Below are 21,331 nucleotides of genomic sequence, written 5' to 3'. Positions count from 1 at the left end.
GCGTGATGTACCGTTACAGAGTGCTTATCTGAACGGATATTATGATGAAATGGTAAATTTCTTGGGTAAAATATTCAGTGCAGCTTTAAAAACGAATGATGCATTGGAAAAAGGGATTCTTACCGGATGCTTGAGAATTGCGAAAGAGAGCACACCGAAGGCGGGCTTTAGCCTTTTTACAGGGTTAAATAATTTTAATGTCTACTCTATTTATGATGATCAATCCTGTTCGAGCTTTGGCTTTACGCCAGAGGAAACAATGAAATTGCTGAAGGATTTTAATGCAAAGACGTATGAGTTTACAGTAAAGGAATGGTAGGCGGTGCCCACCCATGGCGTGATGGATATCTGTTTGCTAATCAGGAAATATATAATCCTTGGAGCGTTTTGAAATATATGCTGAATATCACGCAGGGAAATGATGAGCCTGCATCCTTCTGGGCAAATACAAGCGGCAATGATATCATTTACCGCTATATTCAACAGAGTACTGCGGAAATGAAGCAGGACTTTGATATACTATCAAATGGTGGCAGGATAGAAAAGGTTATCAAATCAGAACTGACATATCGGGAAATGGATAATATAGAAAACATTTATAGTTTTTTGTTGTTTACTGGATATCTAAAGGCTATTAGGAAAACAGCTGTCAATATCTATCAGCTTGAAATTCCGAACAAAGAGATACGTTATATCTATACAACTATATTTGAGGAATGGTTTCGGCAGCAGATAGAAATACATAATGTCTCTTTCATAAACGCGTTGTTAAAGGAAGACATAGAACGTGCAGATGAAATTTTGAATAGTGTATTATTTGAATCTATGAGCTATTTCGATTATGATGAGAGGTTTTATCATGGATTCGTGAATGGCATGCTACAGGGAGTTACAAATAGCAGCATTTATTCCAATCAGGAATCTGGTTTAGGGAGATATGATATCGCCGTGCTACCTGCGTATAAGAAAAAAAGAGGGTTGGTGCTGGAGCTGAAGGTCGCAAGCAAAGAGGAAGAAGTAGAAAAAACAGCGAACCTGGCGTGTGAACAAATCAAAGCTATGAAATATATAGAGGGTTTGAATAAAAAAGGATATACAGACATTGTCGGGTATGGAATCGCCTTTTATAAAAAATCATGTATGATTATAAAGCTGTAATCAATTTATTTACACAGAGAAAGGATAAAAAGATACGCCTTAATTGTTACTATTCACAGCTCTTTTGAGAATATAAAAGCTTTAGCATAGGAGAGGAAATGATAGGAATATTTTCTTTAACTTCATATGCTTGTTTCATAGCGAATACACTATGATTTGGCTGTGAATAAAAATCCTCTATCGTGTAACAAAAAGAAAAAAGTGAAAAATGCTTGACGATTGCATGAAAATAAAGTAACATAATGGACAGATAAACAATGACGTGGAAAAGAAGAGTAAGCAGGTATGCTTTTGCAGAGAGTTTCCGTTTGGTGAGAGGAAATAAAGAGGAGCTGCTGAAAATGGTCTTGGAGTCGCGCAGTCGAACAAGGTAGGCTGCGACGTGTTCGCTCGTTACAGCGATAGGGTATAACTTTCGTATAGCATACGAAAACGTACTTGATGAGGTTTTCACCGCGAGGTGGAAATAAACTTAGGTGGTAACACGAAATGCAGCTTTCGTCCTATGGGATGGAGGCTTTTTTATATGGCTACAGGAGGATGAGGACATGATTAAGTTGGAACATGTCAGTAAGACATTTGACAGCAAAGCAGGGAATGTTCATGCGGTGCAGGATGTCACACTGACGATACAGGACAAGGAAATATATGGTATTATCGGCTTCAGCGGCGCCGGTAAATCGACACTGGTACGCTGCATCAATCTGCTGGAACGCCCAAGTGCGGGAGCGGTTGTCATCGATGGACAGGATATCACGCAGATGCGGGATAAGGAGCTGCGTGCGATGCGTAAGAAAATCGGAATGATATTTCAGCACTTCAATCTGATGCGCAGCCGTACGGTTTATCAGAATATTGCATTCCCGTTGAAGGGGAGTGGATTAAGCAAGGCAGAAACGGATATGAAAATCCGCAAGCTGCTGGAGCTAGTGGATTTGAGTGACAAGGTGGATGCCTATCCATCCCAGCTCAGCGGCGGACAGAAGCAGCGTGTGGCAATCGCACGTGCACTGGCAAATGATCCCAAGGTGCTGCTATGTGATGAAGCGACAAGCGCACTGGATCCGCAGACGACAAAAAGCATTCTGAAGCTGCTGAAAAAGGTAAACGAGGAGCTGGGAATCACCATCGTTCTGATTACGCATGAGATGGCAGTAATCAAGGAAATCTGCGACCGTGTGGCAGTTATGGAAAACGGCTATGTTGTGGAGGAAGGAAGCATCCTTGATATCTTCTCCAAACCAAAGGCAGAGGTAACACGAAGCTTTATCGCATCCACAAGCAATGCACACCGTATACAGGAAATGCTGGATGCAGGTGCCAGTGTTACCAGACTGGAAAACGGACAACGCATGGTGAAGCTGAATTATGATTCTGTCAGCACCAGCAAGGCACTCATTTCCGAGATATCCAGACTGTTTCTGGTAGATACGAATATCATTTTTGGAAATGTGGAAATTATCAAAAACACACCGCTGGGTGATTTGATTGTTATACTGAGCGGTGAGGAAGCAAATATTGATCAGGCACTTGCCTATCTGAAGGAGCATGAAGTCGGTGTGGAGGTGATGAAGGCATGCTAGAATTTCTAAATACGATTATTCCTAATATTATGAGCAAGCTTCCGGATTTCTGGACAGCAATAATGGAGACATTCATCATGCTGGGTGTTGTCGGTGCGATATCACTTCTGATTGGAACTCTGTTCGGTGTAATTATGGTCGTAACGAAAAAGGATGGAATCTTACAAAATAGAATCCTGTATTTCATCATCGGAAAGATTATCGATTTCTTCCGAGCGATTCCCTTTATTATTCTGATCTTTATGATTTCACCGATGACGCGTGCAATCGTAGGTACTACGATTGGATTGCGTGGAGCGATGCTGCCGCTGGTCATTGGTGCTGTTCCTTTTGTGGCACGCCAGATTGAAAGTGCCCTATCCGAAGTGGATTACGGTCTAATTGAAGCCAGTCAGGCAATGGGATGCTCTCCGCTGGAAATCATATTCCGTGTATACCTGAAGGAAAGCGTGCCAGGCATAATCCGTGCCACAACAATTACGCTGATCACACTGATTGGGTATATCGCCATGGTTGGTGCAGTCGGTGGCGGTGGTCTTGGTGACTTCTGTATCCGTTACGGGTATAATGCCTTCCAGTTTGATGTCATTTATGTGAGTGTCATCGTATTGCTTCTGATTACCTCACTCATTCAGGGAATCGGAAATCTTGCGATTCGTAAAACAACACATTAGGCTGTAAAGGGAGGGACTGATATGTTGCGCATGCTGAAGCAGAATTGCCGGATCTGTCGAATGTGCCGCTCACAGATTTGGTGATTTATAAACAATATATATAATATAGAAAGACGAGGGTAAAACATGAAATTAAAAACATTAGCTGTAGGTTTATGTACCATTGCATTGCTTGCTGGGTGCGGATCCAAGGGAGATAATACCGGGAAGAGTGAAAAGGAGGATAAGACGATTCGTATTGGCGCAAGTGTTACGCCGCATGCGGAAATTATCCGTCACATTCAGCCGGTTTTGGAAAAGGAAGGCTATACCTTGGACATCAAGGAATATACGGATTACAACAAAATGAACCAGGCGTTGGCAGACGATGACATGGATGCAAACTTTTTCCAGCATCAGCAGTTCCTGGATAACTGGACAAAAAATGCAAATGCTGAAGATAAGATTACAAGTGTATTCACTGTTCACTATGAGCCGATGGGTATCTATTCTGTGAATCATAAATCCTTAAAGGAGCTGGCAGATGGACAGAAAATTGCGGTACCGCATGATTCTACAAACGGTGGCCGTGCATTGATGCTGCTGCAGGAAAACGGCATAATCACTTTAAAAAAGGGCAAGGGTATCGATGCGACAAAGCAGGATATTGAAAAGTACAATAAAAAAGTGGAAATTGTAGAAATGGATGCAACTGCCTGTGCTACAAGTCTGCCGGACGTGGATTTCTCCGTTATTAACGGAAACAATGCACTCCTTGCGAAGGTCAGTGATAAAGTGATGGCTTCTGAATCCAAGGACAGTGAGGCTACAAAGAGCTTTGCCAATGTGATTGTTGTTCAGACGGCACATAAGGATGATGAAAAAATTAAGGCACTGATCAAGGCTTTAAACACTGAGGATGTAAAAAAATTCATTGAAGACAATTATGACGGTGTTGTTGTACCTCTGGTACCAGTAAAATAAGATAGAATAGCATGGAAGCAGGTGTGTACTGCAGACCATGCTTTTCTTTATTTTGCTTTTATATCCGGTTTTGATTCGTTGATATCCCATATCAATAGATGCTTTCTTTGTGTAAAATGATGTGATTTGCGCCCGGAATGACAAAAATCAGTGGCTTTCCACTATGAAAAACAGTATAATAGAGGGTACATAAGGAGGGCATATGAAAAACATTAAGACATATCTGAAAAAGAACGGCTTTTTTGTATTCTTACTGACTGTCATACTGTTGATAATCATTGCCTTATCCGTCTATATCTTTGTGAATACGCAGGAGCAGCGGGAACCGGCTAAGCCGGCAGTGACTACCCCGGCGCCTGAACCGGCAAAGAAAACAGCGGAAATCACGCAGTTTGAAGGAGAATATCGAAAGGATCTGAAATATATCGATGTTTCCTGGAGCTATGAGAAGCATAATTCCTCTATCAACGGTGTAGGATTGTATATCAATGATACCTATGTGGATAATGTACTGGATTACAGCAGCTATCAGATTTCAAAGGATGCGTTTCATTATCCGACAGGAGAAAACGTATTGAAGCTGGTGTTGAATCTGAGTAATGGAAAAACAGTGGAAAAAACAACCAAGGTATTTGTCAACTATGTCGTCAGCATGGAACAGCAGGTGAAACAGGCTGGTAATGCAACAGAGGTTACCTTGATTTATCAGTATGATGAAGCGCATCCTGTGGATGTTCCCAGTATTTTTATTACGGATGCCAGCATTGTGAGCGGGGAAATCAAGTATATCGGCACAAAGCGCAAGACGAAGGATGGCAGTGTGTTTGCGGAAACGACATATCAGATAAACTGGCCGGAGGCAGTGGTGACCTATCAGCTGTTTGATGTTCGCTGGTCTTTTAAGGACATACAGTACAGTAAGGATTTTCAGGCAGAAAAAGGAAAAGCAGGTCAGGGGAACGAGTAGGGCAGAGCAATCTGCCCTGTTTTTCAGGTAAAGGAGGAGATGACAATGCGAATCTTGCATACAGCGGACTGGCATTTGGGAATAGATTTGTACAAGCTGTCAATGATAGAGGATCAGCGCTGGTTTAAGCAGCAGCTGAAAACGATCGTTGAAGAAGAAAACATTGATGTGATCCTTGTAGCGGGAGATGTATACGATACCGTTCTGGCAAGTAAAGAGGCAATCGAAATATATGATGATATCATGTATATGCTTTGCATGGAGCTGAAGAAAAAGGTGATTGTCATCGCAGGCAATCATGATTCCGCAACCCGTCTGGCATCACTGTCAAGGCTGTTGAAGGGAATGGGTCTGTATGTGGTTGGCAGTCTGCAGGAGAAGGTGGCTGGCATTGAGCTTGAAGACTGCATGATTTACCCGATTCCCTATTTTCATGTGGAGCAGGTACGAAAGGCCTATGATGTGGATGTGCATTCGCAGGAAGAGGCTTTTTCCTGTATCTGTCAGGATATTCTTTCGCATGCGGATAACAAGTATCGCCATATTGCCATGGCGCACGCCTTTTTGGCGAATGCGGATGTGTGCGAGAGTGACCGGTTTGCGAATGTCGGGGGAGCGGATCTGGTTCCTTCGAGTATATTTGACGGATTTTCTTATACAGCGATGGGACATCTGCATCGCAGACAGCATGCGGGAGGTCGTGTCTGGTACAGTGGATCACCGCTTCCCTATTCTTTTTCAGAGGCAAATCAGCGCAAGGGGGTGCTGATTTATGACAGCAAAAAGGATGCGATAGAGGAGCATGACATCACTCCCTTACATCCCCTGCATGTGTTGAAGGGAAGCTATGAGGAATTGAAAAAAGGGATGCTGGAACAAGGCGCAGAGGCGACTTCCTATGTTAAAATAGAGGTAACGGATTTACCTGTTTCCTATGAAATGCTGGAATATTTTCGTCAGGGCTATGAGAATCTTCTGCAGCTGAGCGGGAAAACCATGGAGCAGGAGCAGACAAGCATAACCATACGCCTGCAGGATCTGGAAACAGTTTCCGATCTGGATATCGTGACACAGTTTTTTCAGGATTATTACGGAGAGGAACTGAGTGAGACTGCCAAAAAGCTGTTTCAGCAGGCACAGCGAGAACTGGAAGGGGAGAATGTGTATGCGACCTGAGATATTGAAGCTGCAGGCATTTGGTCCCTATGTTAAAGAGCAGTGCATCAATTTTCATGTGTTTGATAAACGGCACCTGTTTTTGATTCAGGGAGAAACAGGAAGCGGAAAGACGATGCTGCTGGATGCCATGACCTATGCTTTATATGGGAAAAGCAGCGGCTCCCAGCGCGAGGATTTTTTAAGCATGCGTTCCCGTTTTGCACAGCCGCAGGATGCCACGATCGTTGATTTCCAATTTCAGCTTCATCAGAAAACATACCGCTTCGTCCGTAAGATCACGATGCGAAAAAAACGCAATCAGGAGCTGGCAGCGGTGATGCAAATTGACGCAGGGGAGGTAATCGATGGCTCCTTTGTGCCGTTTTTTGAAAATCCCAAGCTGAAAAATGTAGAGGAAAAGGCTGAGGAGCTGCTTGGCTTGAGCTATGCACAGTTTATTCAGGTAATGATCCTGCCACAGGGAAAATTTGAACAGCTGCTGACAAGTAAGAGTGAGGAAAAGCAGGAGATACTGAAAACCCTGTTTCAAATGGAGCGATGGACAAGCATCAACCAGGTGCTGAGCGATACCATGAAGCAAAGAAAAGAACAGCTGGATGCGAAAAAGCAGCGAAAAGAGGCATTACTGAGCGGTATTGATATGCAGAGTCTAAAGGAAATAACCGAATGGCTTCAGGAAGCGAATAAGCAGAAGCAGGCGCTTATGGAAGAAGGAAAGCGGCAGCATGCGCTGCTGGAGCAGGTTAATCTCTCTGTGACACAGCAAAAAAACAGGGAGGAGCTATCCGCACAGCTGCGAAGCGCACAGCAGCATATGGCAGAGCTGTTACAGCAGGAAGACAGTATGAAAGAGCTCGCTGTATATCTTGAACGACAAAAGGAGCTGGCAAACGTGCTTCCGCAGTGGAACACCCTGTTGCAATGCCGCAAGGCTATGAAGCAGCGAAGCGCAAAGCACCTTACAGAACAGCAGAAGCTTACCCGTTTACAGGAGCAAAGAAGCCAGGTGCCTGCCTGGCAAAAGCAGCTAGCGGAATGTAAGGCAAGGGAGCAGACTTACACACAGAGGCTTCATGCAGGTGAGGAGCTGCTTCCTTCTGTGAAGCGTCTGCAGCAGCTGCGTACTGAGGAGCAGGAGCTAAGGAAAAAGAAGGCTGCGCAGCAGAAGCTGGCAGAAGCACAGCTTACCTGTCGTGAGCAGCTAAGCAAGGAGCAGGAGCAGCTTATACGGCAGCTAAAAACGGCAAAGGCAGAATTGGAGCTGCTGCAAACGGTGGAGCAGGATTACGCCGTTTGGAAGCAGGCGTTTTATCATCATCAGCAAACCGTTTTCCTGCATGACAAACGACAGCAGGAAGAAAAAAAGCTACAGCAGCTGCAGAACGACACAGAGCAGGAAGAACAGCAGCTTGTACCGCTTCAGCAGGCCTATGATGAGGCTATGCGCAGCTATTTGAACAGCAGTGCGGCGCAGCTTGCAGCACTGCTGAAGGAAAATGAACCATGCCCGGTATGCGGCAGTGTTACACATCCTTATCTTGCCAGGGCACAGGCAGCCTATCTGGATGTAAAACGGCTGAAGGAAATGCAGGAGCAGCTAGATCAGAAAAAGGAAGCTCTGCAAAAGCTTCATCAGCAGCAGGATCACATACAGCTGTCCATCCAGGTATTGCAGTCCTCTGTACAGGAGCATGAGGATGCGATACAGGATCTGCTACACAAGCCGTTCTCCCAGGAGGAATATGCAGGGATACAAAGCAGGCAGCAGCGTGCGCTCACACTGAATCAGGAAATTGCACATATGACAGAGCGCCAGGAGCTTTTGATTCAGCAGCAGGCAGAGCAGGAAGCACTGCTGCAAAAGCTCACAGAAAAGCAGCAGGAACTGCATACCGATGAGCTTTTAATAAACCAGCAGCTTACAGCACTGCAGGACAGTATCCCATCTGAGCTGCGTACACAGAGCCAGCTGACCCAGCATATCGAGGAACTAAATCAGCAGCTTGAAAAAGCAAAGCAGCAGACCGGTATGCTTGAGGAACGCTTGCGGCAGCTGGAGCTTCAGCTGGTGCAGCAGCAGCGTGACCTGGAACATGCGGAAAAGGAAGTACAGCAGGCGGCCCAGGAGCAGGCACAGGCAGAGGCTGTATGGGTAACGCTTGCACAGCGTGGCATTCAGGAAGCGGAAATGCAGCAGCTTCAGCAAATCGATCTTGCGGCAAAAGAAGAACAGCTCCATGCTTACGAGCTGAAAAAAAATCAGGAGCAGACGCGGATTGAGGATTTGCAAAGCCGCTGTAATGCTCTTGCACAGCAAAATCTGGAGGAGCTGCTTCAGCAGCAGAAGCAGCTCATGCAGCAGGAGGACCAGCTGCGTGCAGCCCTTGCGGATATCACGAGTCATGAAGCAATGTATTCCCAGATACAGACAGCTCTTATACATATCCAAAAGGAGCTGGATCAGGAGGAGCCTGCATTTGTGGAGCTAGCACATTTCGTCAGAGCAATGCGCGGTGATAACGGTATGGGAATTGAACGCTATGTACTCGGCATTATGCTCAGCAGCATCACACAGCAGGCAAATCAGCTGCTGCAGCTTGTTCATAACGGCCGCTATCAGATTTTCCGCAGTGATGAGGCAAGTGGAAGAACGCGCAAATTCGGTCTTGAGCTTTCTATTTATGATAGCTATACGTGCAGCAGCCGCAGTGTTGTTTCCCTGAGCGGCGGTGAAAAATTCCTCGTTTCCCTGGCCTTGTCTCTGGCGCTATCCAGTGTGGTACAGGCAAGAAACGGCGGTATTCAGCTGGATACTATGTTTATTGATGAGGGCTTTGGAACACTGGATGAGCACAGTATCGCGGATGCACTTGCCGTATTGCAGATTATGAGCAACAGCCGCGGTTATGTCGGCATTATTTCACATGTGGAGCTGTTAAAGGACAATATACCGGCAGGAATTCTCGTAGAAAAAAGCAGGGAAGGCAGCCGTATTCAAATCAGAAAGGAATAGGTATAGGAAGATGACGGTTTCATGCGCCATACGAATATACCGGGTGTAAAGCATATGTATGATGAATTTAAGGAAATACTAAAGCAGAGCGATCGAATTGTGTTTTTCGGGGGTGCCGGAGTGAGTACGGAAAGCAATATTCCGGATTTCCGCTCACAGAGTGGTATTTACAGCAAAAAGACCTATCCCTATCGCGCGGAAACTATGATCAGCAGTGATTTCTTTCACGAGCATCCCGAACAGTTTTATGACTTTTATTTTCATGAAATGGTGTATGAGCATGCACAGCCCAATGATGCCCATCGCGCCCTTGCTAAACTGGAGGCGATGGGAAAGCTGCAGGCGGTAATCACACAGAATATTGACGGTCTTCACCAGATGGCTGGCAGTAAGAAGGTGCTGGAGCTGCATGGCAGTATCCATCGCAACCGCTGTCAGCGCTGTCATGCCTTTTATGATCTCGATGAGATGCTGAAGCAGCGCAATCAGATTCCAAGATGCCCTGTCTGTAACGGCATTATAAAGCCGGAGGTTGTCCTGTATGGGGAAAGTCTGGATATGCAGGTTATGGAGGAGGCAGTTTCTTATATCGCACAGGCAGATGTTTTAATCGTTGGTGGAACCTCTCTGGTTGTGTATCCAGCAGCCGGACTGATCCGCTACTTTCGCGGCAGAAAGCTGATTTTAATCAATAAGGAAGAAACAGCGATGGATCAGCGTGCGGATCTGGTAATCCATGATGCAATCGGCAAAGTGATGAAGCATGTTGTTTTACAATAACGGCCTGTGCTGCAGTTCATCATGAGGCTTCACAGCTATTGTATTCTAAAACGCAGGATAATAGTTTAGGTATTGTAGCATTAGCGTAGTACGCTATTCAAAGGAGCCTATGATCATGGCAGACATGTTGATGAATAATCAGATGTCTGCTTTTTTTAGCTTTAAAGCCGTCGTTGAAGATGCGGAATAATAAAAAAGCTATAATTTTTATAAATCTGCTTTTTCTCATAATTTTTCATATGATATTATCTGCAGAATCTTAATTTATCTGAAAAACAGGGCCGTATGTTATGTATGCTCACTCAGAAACAAAAAAACAGCCGTCCAGCATACAGGACAGGTCTTTTTATGTTTCAGGTTATGCTCTATAAAGCCTTTATTTATAAGGTTTTTTTGAGATTTGTCAAGTTGCAATGACCGAATCAGATTGCTATAATGAAGCCATAAAGATTCCTGATACTATACAGGAAATGCTTGTTGACAGGGCTGTTATGCAGTGCAATGCATACAGATAACGGAGAGAACTCATGAAAAAGCATATCACATCAAAAATTCAATATTCCTGGAAGGTGTTATTCGCTTTATGTTTTTTTTCTGTAATAGGGATCAGTGGAGGTTATTGGCTATATCAGAAAAGCGTAAAGGATGCGGTATACAAAAACACCATATCGTTTATGGATCAGTTGGCTGATCATGACATAAAAAATATAGATAATACAATTCAGGATAAGCAGGAATATCTGCACAATCTCGTACAGCGTCTGCGTCTGCAGCGTGAAAATAAGCGGCAGGAGCTTTCCTATCAGCTGAGTGTGGAGGCACGGATATCCTCCTTTGATAAAATATATCTGATAACAGATACGGGAATGGTGTACGATAATGCTCTGTGGATCACCACCTTGGATACTGTGCCGTGGAAGGATATATATAATGCAAATCCGGGAAGCTTTGTGACGCGCTATATGGTGGATGAGCGAGAGGTTTGGAGTGAATATATCGTATACGGCTATCACCTGGAGAAAAGCGTGAAGGTTCAGGGAGTGAATATCACTGGTGTCGTCGGCTTTTTGCCAATCGATCATATGGATGATATCATTCATGGAGAGAGCTTTAACGGTCTTGGAGAAACTATTGTCATTCAGGATAGCGGGGATATTATCACAGCGAGCAAATACTATGATACCAGCACGCAGCAGAATTTCTTTTCCGAGCTGAAGGCTTCCAGAATACACAACAGCTCTGTAAAGGAGCTGCAGGCAGGAATGAAGAAAAGTGATACTGTGTTTTTATCGTATGAAAATCAGGGGAAAAACTATTATGCTATTCTGAAGCCGATTCCTGAAAATGACTGGTATCTGGTTGTGAAGGTACCCCATGAAGTCAACAGCGAACAGATTCATGCCCTGCTAAACCGTTCTCTGATCTTCTTTGGCCTTTTGGGCCTGGTCATCGCTGCGGTCGCCGTTTATATGTATCAGGTGATCAATAAAGCGAAAATCGCCTCTGCTTCGGAAAAGGCGAAATCCGCATTTCTTGCGAATATGAGCCATGAAATCAGAACTCCGCTCAATGGAATCATCGGGTTACAGTATCTGATGCAACAAAATATTGAACATCCCGACAAGCTGAAGGAGTATCTGGAAAAAGCAAATGTTTCCTCGCAATATCTGAAAAGTGTTATCACGGATGTTCTTGAGATGTCCAAAATCGAAAGCGGACAGCTGGAGCTGTATCAAAAGCCGTTTAATCTGCTGGATATGATTCAGGAAATCCATATGATTATCGGTGTTCAGGCGGAGGAGCATAAACAGCAATTTACTTTGGATACCACGCAGATACACAGCACAGCTCTGCTGGCAGATGAGGTGCGAATTAAGCAGGTTTTAATCAATCTGTTAGGAAATGCGCTGAAATTCACACCGGAAAAGGGACAGATTTCCCTGCAGGTGGAGCAGCAGCCGGAAAAAGATGGAATCGTACCTACAAAATTTGTTATTACGGATACAGGCTGCGGTATGTCGGATGAATTTCTGCAGCGTATCTGGAATCCGTTTGAACAGGAGCACAGAATGGCATCGCAAAATGGAACCGGTCTGGGAACAACCCTCAGCAAAATCCTGGTTGAAAAGATGGATGGCTCCATTCAGGTGGAAAGCGAGCTTGGAAAGGGAACTTGCTTTACCATTCAGCTGCCATTCCATGTCGATGATACGCACACAGTGAAAGCCCAAAGGGAGGAGGCTGGCTTAGCTTCCCTGCAGGGACTTCATATTCTGCTGGTGGAGGATAATGAATTAAACCGGGAAATTCTGACGGAAATTCTCGTACAGGAGGGCTGTGAGGTCATATCTGCGGTAAACGGCAAAGAGGCCGTGGAGTGTTACCTATACCATGCTGTTCATTATTTTGACGTTATTTTAATGGATGTACAAATGCCTGTTATGAACGGGTATGAGGCGGCAGCTGCAATTCGTCACAGCGAACGCGAGGATGCAGCATCCATCTGTATATTCGCCTTGACAGCCAATGCATTCCATGATGATATTGAGCACGCACTGCACAGTGGAATGGATGCTGTGTTAACCAAACCGCTGGAGCTGCAGGTGCTGTTGGAGAAGCTCGCAAAGCTGGAAAAAAGGGAGACATTATGAAGAAAATACTGGTGCTGATGTGCGCCTTCTGTATTGTTTTTGTACAGGGGTGTACGAATACGGATAGAAATAAAAAGGAGCATGTGATTCTGCGAATAAAATGTCCGCCGATGACCATGGCTTATGATTCGGATCATATGGATGCGGAAATCTATGATCTGTTTACAGAGGCGGCAGAAAGCTTCAAAAAGCAGTACACGGCATATGATGTGGAATTTCAAATTGAAAAATATCAGTACGTGGATGAAAAAAAGAAGGTAATTGACAAAATCGGTACGGATGAGGCAGCTGATATCCTCTTTGGCGGCTCCTTTAATATTCCAGGCTATATTGCGGAACAGCAGCTGCTGCCGCTGGATGATATTATTGATCAGGACCTACGTACAGATATTGATGATACGATTTGGAAACAAGCGCAGTTTGGAAACAGTACGTATATGCTGCCATATTACACCCTGCAAAATACCCTGCTTGTGAATGCGGACTGGATGCGAAAAGCAGGACTTGACGAATATATCCCCAAAGCCGGAACCATAGCACAGTGGTCAACTGAGGAAGGAATATGAAAAAATCCTGTATGCCTTAAAAAAGGTCATGAAGGGGAATAATGAATTTCCTATGTTTCTGTATGGCGCTAACAATCAGGGGGATATGCATATCATGACGCTGCTGCGTGCCTTTGGATCTTCTTTATATGATGAGAAGGGAAGCTTTCATATCAATACAAAGGAGGGCCGAAAAGCACTTCGCTGGCTTCAGCAGCTCAGTGAGGATGAAATCACTCCGGTCGGTGCGGAGAATATGGATTATATTTCCAATCTGAATCTGTTTTACAGCGGACAGCTTGCAATTTGTGTAGGAAATCTTGTCAATATACGTGATGCACAGGATGTACATGGCATGGATCTGTTTCTGGCGAACAGTCCCTCTCTGGATAAAAAGGGCTATGCGACCACGTATCTCAACGGCTTCATCGTCTTTGATAATAAGGATGCGGCAAGAGCTAAGGCCGCAAAAGATTTTATCCGCTATATTTACGATGAGGAGGAGCTTTTGAAATATGCACGCAGCGGGATTCCAGTGAATAAAAGCTATGTCCAAAAGCATGGAAAGCAGCTGGATTATATAACGATGTATCAAAAAAACGAGCACAATGTCGTGAATAATCTGAATGAAAAGCCGAACTGGGAGGGTGTGCGAGCGGTCTTTCATACCTATATTCAGGAGCTGCTGTTAAAGAATCGTTCCATCGAGGAAATTGCGGAGGCGATGGATGACAGTGTGAATGAAGCAATCCAAACGGGTATATTGGAATAGAAGTACAAACAGGCAGTTATAGGATGATGATATGTGCTTTTATGGGGTAAGACTTATAAAAGGTTGTCATATGGCTTCAAAAAGCATAGGGTAACCTGCATCGAAAGGAAGGCCGCAAGTACAATGCGGATAGGATAAACAGTAACAGGAAAGGATGGGGATTATGACAGTTCAAGAATGCTATTTGCGTATGGGGGCGGATTATGCGGCAGCACTTCGCCTGATGAAGTCTGATGAGCGAATTTTGAAGTTTTTAACGATGCTGCTGCGGGATGAGAATTATACAGCCTTATGTGCTGCTATGGATAAGCGGGATTGTGAGCAGGCATTTCGGGCTGCGCATACGATAAAGGGAATCTCACTGAATCTGTGTCTGAAGGAACTGGCAGAAGCGGCCTCCCTGCTTACGGATGCTCTGCGCCCAGGTGTTTGGACGCAGGATGTGCCGGAGCTGTTTGAACAGGTAAAGAAGCAGTATGATGTCATGCTGGCAGCTGTTCATGAGGCAGTGCAGGCAAACGGAGGAACAGCCGATGAAACGGCGAAATAAAATACTGATAGCGGATGATTCCGAAATCAATCGTTCTCTGCTGGCAGATATGCTCTCCAAGGAGTATGACCTGCTGGAGGCTGGCAACGGTCTGGAGGCTATGGCACATCTGAATCGCTACCATCATGATATTTCTCTAGTTCTGCTGGATATCGTCATGCCCAAAATGGATGGCTTTGAGGTACTGAGCGCGATGAATAAAAATAAATGGATCGATGATGTTCCGGTCATTATCATATCTGCGGAAACATCTTCCACCTATATCGACCATGCCTACGATCTGGGGGCAGTGGAATATATCAATCGTCCCTTTGATGAAAAGACCGTACAGCGGCGTGTCCAAAATACTATTATGCTGTATGCAAAGCAGAAGCTGCTGCAGAATATGGTGATGGAGCAAATGCTGGAAAAAGAGAAAAACAGCCGTGTCATGGTGGATATTCTCAGCCATATTGTGGAATTTCGTAATGGGGAAAGCGGCCTACATGTCATGCATATTCGCGTCATGACGGAGGTTTTGTTGAAGCAGCTGGCAAAAATGACGAAGAAATATGATTTATCCCCGGAGAACATCACATTGATTACCAATGCGTCTGCCCTGCATGATATTGGTAAAATTTCAATTCCGGAACAAATTCTGAATAAACCGGGAAGGCTGACGGCAGAGGAATTCGAGGTGATGAAAACCCATAGTGTCATCGGCGCACAGATTTTGGAGAATACGCCCTATCACCAGAAGGAAGCATTATTGAAAACTGCACGCGATATTTGCTTATGGCATCATGAACGGTATGACGGCCGTGGATATCCTGACGGTTTAAAGGGAGAGGAGATTCCAATCGCAGCACAGGTGGTGTCACTTGCGGATGTATATGACGCTTTGACAAGTAAACGCGTATATAAGGATGCTTATACGCATGAAACAGCAATGCAAATGATTTTTGCAGGGGAATGCGGAGTGTTTAATCCGCTGCTGCTGGATTGCCTGAAAGCTGCAGAGCAGCATTTGAAAAAGGAATTAAAAACCCGTTCGGTGGAAGATATTTCTATGGAAGAAGTCAAAAGCTTATCCAAAGCTTTAATACAGCGTGGAAATGTATCCGGACGAACGCTTGCACTGCTGGAGCAGGAGCGTACAAAATATCATTTTTTTGCGTCTATGTCGAAGGAAATCCAGTTTGAATATGTTTATCAATCCGATATATTAACCATATCCGAATGGGGAGCGGCAGAGCTGGGATTAACAGAAACCATTGCGCATCCCCAGCGTGATCCGGAGCTCTTTGCGGTATTCGATAAACAGGATTTTCTTGATTTGAAAAATAAGCTGCTGCAGGCAACCGTTGAGCGGCCGGTGATTACCAGTGTATACAGTCTGCATGTAAAGGGAAGGAAGCACTGGTACAAGGCAGTTGCACGTCCGCTGTGGGTTAGAGAGGATACGGATGAGTTGACCGGTGTTATCGGTAAATTCATTGATATCCATGAGGAACAGACAGAGCTGGATAAATATCGGATCATGGCACAGTATGATAGTCTGAGTGGTCTATATAATCGTTCCTATGCATTTGATCTTATACAGAAGATGCTGGAGGAGGGGGTGCAAACGGGCCGGATGTTTGCATTTCTGCTCTTTGATCTGGATTTCTTTAAGCAGGCAAATGATCTGTATGGACATATGTTTGGAGACCGCGTCTTACAGGATGTCGCAAAACAGCTGAAAAAAGGGATTCGCAAATCAGATATCGTCGCCCGCATTGGCGGAGATGAATTTCTGGTGTTTATGGAATACACTAAGGAAATCAGGCCTCTGGTAGAACGGGTATACCATGCCGCCTGCGTTCAATATTCAGGTATAGAAACCTCTATCAGCATGGGCGTTTCCCTGGCACCGGAAAATGGCAGTAAGCTGGAGGAGCTGTTCTATCATGCAGATCAGGCACTGTACTCTGTTAAGCAGAACGGCAAAGGACACTACCGCTTTTATGATTCTTCCATGAAGCATCTGCTTTCGGATATCCCTTTGATACATACAGGGGACGGTGAGTAATCTGTATATGTATCAAAAGCGTATAAGAAAAGACTGCTTTTATCACGTAGATATCTGCGCGTAAAAGCAGTTTGTTTTTTCATTATCGGCGTTTATCCTTCAATACCGTATACAACAGCCACATTCCAAGAAAAACAGCTGTCATATAACCGATAAACCCAATCGCGGGAATCCCCAGTACCTTCGGTGTCATGTCGGTTGTACAAATTAAGGAGCTTGCCATCAGCAGTCCGCACGATACAATACCAACCACCAGCTTATTGACCATGTGATTGATGGTTTTCAAGGGCACACTGGAATCCATGATTTCAAGATTCAGCTTAATGCGTCCCTTGGTCATCATCCGCATGAGCTCACTGAGCTGTATCGGTATATCGAGTGTTCGCTTGCCGGCTTCATAAAGCTTTCTGCCTGCCTGCAAGGCTTCCTTTTTCGGATCCAGCTTATGAAACAGATGCTCACTGACATGACCTGCCGCAATCTGGATGATATTTGTTTTCGGATCGAGCAGAGTCATCGTGCTTTCCATCGTCACCAATCCTCGTGCAAGCATACTAATGCCCTTTGGCATGGAGATCCGGTGCTTATGTGCAATCGTGAATACCTCCTGTATGGCATCCCCCAGATTGATTTCACTGAGATCCATGTGGATGTACTTCTTCATAAAGACTTCCATATCATCATAAAACTGAGTGTAATCGATGCGTCCATCATGCACACCAAGGGTTAACACGACATCAACCATCAGCTCCGTATCGTTGCTGCCGATTGCCTGTACAGCCTTTTTCATGAGATCCTTATCACTTCGCTGCAGGGTTCCCATCATACCGAAATCAATCCAGATGATCTTTCCATCGCGGATTCTTAGATTTCCGGGGTGTGGATCAGCATGAAAGAATCCGTCATCAACAATCTGCTTAATGTAATTCTCCGCCAGCTTGGAGGCGATTTCATGCGTGTCATAGCCTCCCTTTATCAGCGTAGGCGCATCGTCAATGATGATACCGTCTATGTATTCCATCACCAATACGCGGCTTGTTGTATATTCCTGTTCAATAAGCGGAGCACCGATATAGGTGATATCTGCATTGTTCCGTGCAAAATCCATAGCAAACCGGGCTTCGTTGAGGAAATCCATTTCCTGCTTTGCAGTGAACCAGAACTCATCCATCACAATATTGATATCAATCACGCTGCCCAGTACCTCACTCAGCCGTAGCAGCTTTCCTGCTCTGCGAATCAGCGAGATGTCCCGCTCCATCATTTCATAGATATACGGACGCTGTACCTTGACAACGATTTCTCTGCCGTCAAGCAATGCGGCTTTATGTACCTGTGCAATGGAAGCGGAGCCCAGCGGCTTCTGTTCAAAGCTGGAAAAAATCTCCTGCATTGGACAGCCGTATTCCTCCTCAATCACACGCTGTATTTCTGTAAAGGGCAGCGGAGCTACATTATCACGAAGCTTGACAAGCTCTTTACAATAGCGTTCACTGAACATATCCTGACGGCTTGCCATGATTTGTCCGATTTTAACAAAGGTAGGGCCCAGATCCTCCAGGATTTCACGGAATTTCACAGGGTCAATCCCCTTTGTGATATGATGTTTTTTCAGAATCCCGAGAATCTGAGCAAGCCGGCGTTTACTGCTCAGCGTTTTTGTTTCACTCGGATTGCTCATTCTCCATGCCTTTTTCGAGTTCTTCAATACGTGCCTTCAGCATTGCCAAATCTTCCTTGCTGACCTTTTCCAGATCCTTACAGATGGTTTCCGTATCAGCCGGAGTGCGCAGCTTTTCCTTGATGTCATGCTTGAGCTCCTCATTCAGTATCTTTCCCTGTTCTACTGTTAATTCACCTTTTTTCACAAGGGCATCTATGACATCCTTGGATTTCTCCGCTGTAGTGGCAACAGCACCGATGCCTGCCAGCATGATTTTTTTAATATCTTCACTGATCGTATTCATAAAAATGCCTCCTTTTTCTTACATTTATTGTAACACGTTTTATGTAAAAGTATGAGTGTTTTCTGTGAAAAGAATTTCTGTGTATGCTTTTGCATGTTCTAGATGTGAGGAGTATGAAAACGGCAAAATAAGGAAAAGGAGCTGTAATAATACAACAGCTTTCGTTATCAGAGATTATACATATTTTTATAAAGAGAGCTTGCATTCCAGTATCCTATAAGCGCATTCGGTATGTAAATATTAACAGAACAAAGTGGTCTTTCTATTATGTGATACGACACATTTTTGATGTACAACAAATGTACAAGTACTTATATAATATAAAAAAAGAACCTTGTATACAGGCTCTTTCTGCTTATTAACTTAATGGGGCGGCTGATGGGAATCGAACCCACGAATGACGGAGCCACAATCCGTTGTGTTAACCACTTCACCACAACCGCCACAGTGTCCCTGACTTTTTATCAGGCGAGTTATATTATAGCCTATTCATTATGTTTTGTAAATACTTTTGTTGAATTTTTTTGTAGAAATGTTATAATTCCTTTTAAGGAGTGATTCCATGAAAAAAATAGCGTTGATGTGTGATTCCAGCGCAGATATTACAAAAGAGGAAGCTGCAGAATTGGGGATTCATGTATTGCGAATGCCCATTACGATAAATGGAAAAGAATTTATAGAGGAAGAAACCATCTCAGATCAGGAGATTATTGAAGCCCTTGGTCAAAACAAAAGTGTTAAAACAGCACAGCCGATTATTGGAAATATGACCCGTATGTGGGATGAGCTGCTGAAAACACACGATGAAATATTTTACATACCGCTGACAAAGGCGCTATCCGGAACCTGTGGTGTTGCCATGGGGATTGCAGATCAGGAGCCATATCGCAACCGCGTTTATGTTTTAAATTCAGATTTCGTATGTTATCCGGTTATTCATATGCTGCTTACGGCAAGGGATATGTTTGAAAAGGGCTATACCTGTGCGCAGGCGAAGGAAAAAATAGAACAGGAGGGGGAGCTGTTCGCTATATTGATTCCGGAAACACTGACAGCCTTGAAAAACGGCGGTCGTATTTCACCGGCTGCGGCAGCCTTAGCGGGTCTTTTGAAAATTCAGCCCTTGTTAAAGGTGGAGCATGGTGCGATTGATTTGGTAGATAAGGTGCGTACGTTAAAGAAGGCATATAAAGAAGGGATCGAAGTCGTGTTGAAGGATATCGATCCTGAGGAATATGATTGGATGATTATTGATGCGTATAACCGGGAGGTAAGTGATGAGCTGAAGGTCATGCTGGAGGCGGCATGTGGCAGACCGGTGGAACAGCGAATCTTCAAGGCAGTTATTATGTCACATACCGGCCCTGGAACGATTGGCTTTGGAAGAATTCGCAAAATTCGTTATTAGAGCTTAAAGAGTCTGCGTTTTTTCATGAAAGGTAGGATGGAAATGGATGGACATATTGTATTAGGGGGACAGTATCATAAGGAAGTGTTGTATGCGTTTGTAGAACGGGCTGTCCAACATCATCAGAAGGAACTCATCGTACTGGAGCCTTCCAGTATGTTTCTGGAATGTGCTTCCTTATATGAGGAAGTGAAGGCTACATATCCCTGCCAGAAGGATTGGTATCACGCACAGAATATCTGTTCCATAACTGCCTATCATGCATTTATTGACGCTATGCGTAAAGAGTCCTTTCCCATCCGTGTAAAGTTTGGCATCTGTGCTGATTATTTTACACAGCATGAAGCACTTTTACGGCAAATGAAGAAAGCATATACCTATGATTGCTTTGTCGGCTGTATCCGGTTTGTCGATAATATCGCCTATGACTGGGAACAGTCTAAGGAAATGCTATGGGATAAATATAATGCGGGTTTTCTATACCGGCGTTATTATGAAATGATGTATGCGCTTATTACCTCAAAGCTGTTTGACGGAGTAAGCGGATTTGATAATATCCATCATATGCAGGTAAAGCCGGGATATTCCCTGCAGCATACCTATCAGAAGCTGGCAATGCTTCTGGCTCTGCATCATATGTATGTGGAGGATGCTGCCTGTGAGACTGTCAGTGTGTCGGGAGCTGGGGGATGTTTAAGCGAAGCGTTTCGGGAAATATGCTTAACAAAGCATATCACTATAACGCCGTGCAGCTATGCGAAAACACCGGAAGATATGTGCTTTTAATAGGTATAATGACGATTCATACTGTGAGGAATACGTTTAAGGCGTGTTCTTTTTTTATTCAACAGCTGAAAAATCTTTTCATGATGTATTCTACCGACATATGAGATACTGCTGTTACTGCTGAGATCATGGCAGATATGATAAATCGGATGAGAAATTCGCTTTAAAACCACCATGAGCAGGGTCTGTTTTGAAAACCATTCCGGCTAAACTATATTTGCTATGTATATCCGATCAATCCCTCCCCATAAAGGATCGTTGGATATGAAAATATATAATACATAT

General features: G+C 44.3%; 18 protein-coding genes, 1 tRNA gene and 1 other annotated feature. Of the genes, 16 read left to right on the top strand and 3 right to left on the bottom strand.

What is annotated here, in order from left to right; genetic code table 11:
* Nucleotides 1-28: 28 nt before the first annotated feature.
* The 14 genes from GKZ87_12955 (at nucleotide 29) to GKZ87_12890 (ending at nucleotide 16,885) form a co-directional block, all read left to right on the top strand.
* Nucleotides 29-319, top strand: a complete 291-nt coding sequence (locus tag GKZ87_12955) for an AAA family ATPase (protein QSI26332.1) — start codon at nucleotides 29-31, stop codon at nucleotides 317-319.
* Complete coding sequence (locus GKZ87_12950) at nucleotides 313-1,158, top strand: hypothetical protein (GenBank protein ID QSI26331.1); 846 nt, start codon at nucleotides 313-315, stop codon at nucleotides 1,156-1,158. Before GKZ87_12955 ends, GKZ87_12950 begins: the two co-directional genes overlap by 7 nt.
* 254 nt (nucleotides 1,159-1,412) lie before the next feature.
* Nucleotides 1,413-1,667: a binding site (T-box leader), on the top strand.
* A 39-nt stretch (nucleotides 1,668-1,706) separates the two neighbouring features.
* Nucleotides 1,707-2,741, top strand: coding sequence for an ATP-binding cassette domain-containing protein (locus tag GKZ87_12945; protein ID QSI26330.1), 1,035 nt, complete (start codon nucleotides 1,707-1,709; stop codon nucleotides 2,739-2,741).
* Nucleotides 2,735-3,415, top strand: coding sequence for an ABC transporter permease subunit (locus GKZ87_12940; protein ID QSI26329.1), 681 nt, complete (start codon nucleotides 2,735-2,737; stop codon nucleotides 3,413-3,415). Before GKZ87_12945 ends, GKZ87_12940 begins: the two co-directional genes overlap by 7 nt.
* Before the next feature lie 126 nt (nucleotides 3,416-3,541).
* Entirely contained in the window at nucleotides 3,542-4,378 is an 837-nt protein-coding gene (locus tag GKZ87_12935) for a metal ABC transporter substrate-binding protein (protein QSI26328.1), read from the top strand.
* A gap of 202 nt (nucleotides 4,379-4,580) precedes the next feature.
* A complete protein-coding gene (locus tag GKZ87_12930; protein ID QSI26327.1) occupies nucleotides 4,581-5,345 on the top strand; it encodes a hypothetical protein in 765 nt (254 codons plus the stop codon).
* Nucleotides 5,346-5,390: 45 nt separating this feature from the next.
* Nucleotides 5,391-6,521 carry an exonuclease subunit SbcD gene (gene sbcD / locus GKZ87_12925; protein ID QSI26326.1) on the top strand — a complete coding sequence of 377 codons (1,131 nt, stop codon included), beginning with the start codon at nucleotides 5,391-5,393 and terminating at the stop codon, nucleotides 6,519-6,521.
* Nucleotides 6,511-9,537, top strand: a complete 3,027-nt coding sequence (locus GKZ87_12920; protein QSI26325.1) for an SMC family ATPase — start codon at nucleotides 6,511-6,513, stop codon at nucleotides 9,535-9,537. The genes sbcD and GKZ87_12920 overlap by 11 nt, the downstream gene beginning before the upstream one ends.
* Before the next feature lie 54 nt (nucleotides 9,538-9,591).
* Nucleotides 9,592-10,317 (top strand): NAD-dependent protein deacylase, encoded by a 726-nt coding sequence (locus tag GKZ87_12915; GenBank protein QSI27963.1) that lies wholly within the window; start codon nucleotides 9,592-9,594, stop codon nucleotides 10,315-10,317.
* A gap of 674 nt (nucleotides 10,318-10,991) precedes the next feature.
* On the top strand, nucleotides 10,992-12,968 hold the full coding sequence (locus GKZ87_12910; protein ID QSI27962.1) for a response regulator: 1,977 nt from the start codon (nucleotides 10,992-10,994) through the stop codon (nucleotides 12,966-12,968).
* Nucleotides 12,965-13,534 (top strand): extracellular solute-binding protein, encoded by a 570-nt coding sequence (locus tag GKZ87_12905; protein QSI26324.1) that lies wholly within the window; start codon nucleotides 12,965-12,967, stop codon nucleotides 13,532-13,534. The genes GKZ87_12910 and GKZ87_12905 overlap by 4 nt, the downstream gene beginning before the upstream one ends.
* Before the next feature lie 28 nt (nucleotides 13,535-13,562).
* Nucleotides 13,563-14,285, top strand: a complete 723-nt coding sequence (locus GKZ87_12900) for an extracellular solute-binding protein (protein QSI26323.1) — start codon at nucleotides 13,563-13,565, stop codon at nucleotides 14,283-14,285.
* Between the two features lie 154 nt (nucleotides 14,286-14,439).
* Nucleotides 14,440-14,835, top strand: coding sequence for an Hpt domain-containing protein (locus tag GKZ87_12895; protein ID QSI26322.1), 396 nt, complete (start codon nucleotides 14,440-14,442; stop codon nucleotides 14,833-14,835).
* The gene (locus GKZ87_12890) at nucleotides 14,819-16,885 is read left to right on the top strand and encodes a diguanylate cyclase (GenBank protein QSI26321.1); all 2,067 of its coding nucleotides are present in this window, start codon (nucleotides 14,819-14,821) and stop codon (nucleotides 16,883-16,885) included. Before GKZ87_12895 ends, GKZ87_12890 begins: the two co-directional genes overlap by 17 nt.
* An 82-nt stretch (nucleotides 16,886-16,967) precedes the next feature.
* Here GKZ87_12890 and GKZ87_12885 read toward each other — a convergent pair whose 3' ends face one another.
* The 3 genes from GKZ87_12885 to GKZ87_12875 form a co-directional block, all read right to left on the bottom strand.
* Nucleotides 16,968-18,566 carry an AarF/ABC1/UbiB kinase family protein gene (locus GKZ87_12885; protein QSI27961.1) on the bottom strand — a complete coding sequence of 533 codons (1,599 nt, stop codon included), beginning with the start codon at nucleotides 18,564-18,566 and terminating at the stop codon, nucleotides 16,968-16,970.
* Nucleotides 18,550-18,852, bottom strand: a complete 303-nt coding sequence (locus GKZ87_12880) for an aspartyl beta-hydroxylase (protein ID QSI26320.1) — start codon at nucleotides 18,850-18,852, stop codon at nucleotides 18,550-18,552. Before GKZ87_12880 ends, GKZ87_12885 begins: the two co-directional genes overlap by 17 nt.
* A 367-nt stretch (nucleotides 18,853-19,219) precedes the next feature.
* Nucleotides 19,220-19,295 (bottom strand) — tRNA-His (locus GKZ87_12875).
* Nucleotides 19,296-19,414: 119 nt separating this feature from the next.
* Between GKZ87_12875 and GKZ87_12870 the strand changes: the two genes are divergently transcribed.
* Both GKZ87_12870 and GKZ87_12865 read left to right on the top strand, forming a co-directional pair.
* Entirely contained in the window at nucleotides 19,415-20,260 is an 846-nt protein-coding gene (locus GKZ87_12870; GenBank protein ID QSI26319.1) for a DegV family EDD domain-containing protein, read from the top strand.
* Nucleotides 20,261-20,302: 42 nt separating this feature from the next.
* A complete protein-coding gene (locus tag GKZ87_12865) occupies nucleotides 20,303-21,046 on the top strand; it encodes a hypothetical protein (protein ID QSI26318.1) in 744 nt (247 codons plus the stop codon).
* The last annotated feature ends 285 nt before the right edge of the window (nucleotides 21,047-21,331 follow it).

This window comes from Erysipelotrichaceae bacterium 66202529, from assembly GCA_017161075.1.
GTDB lineage: Bacteria > Bacillota_I > Bacilli_A > Erysipelotrichales > Erysipelotrichaceae > Clostridium_AQ.
This window is presented reverse-complemented; position numbering and strand designations above follow the sequence as displayed.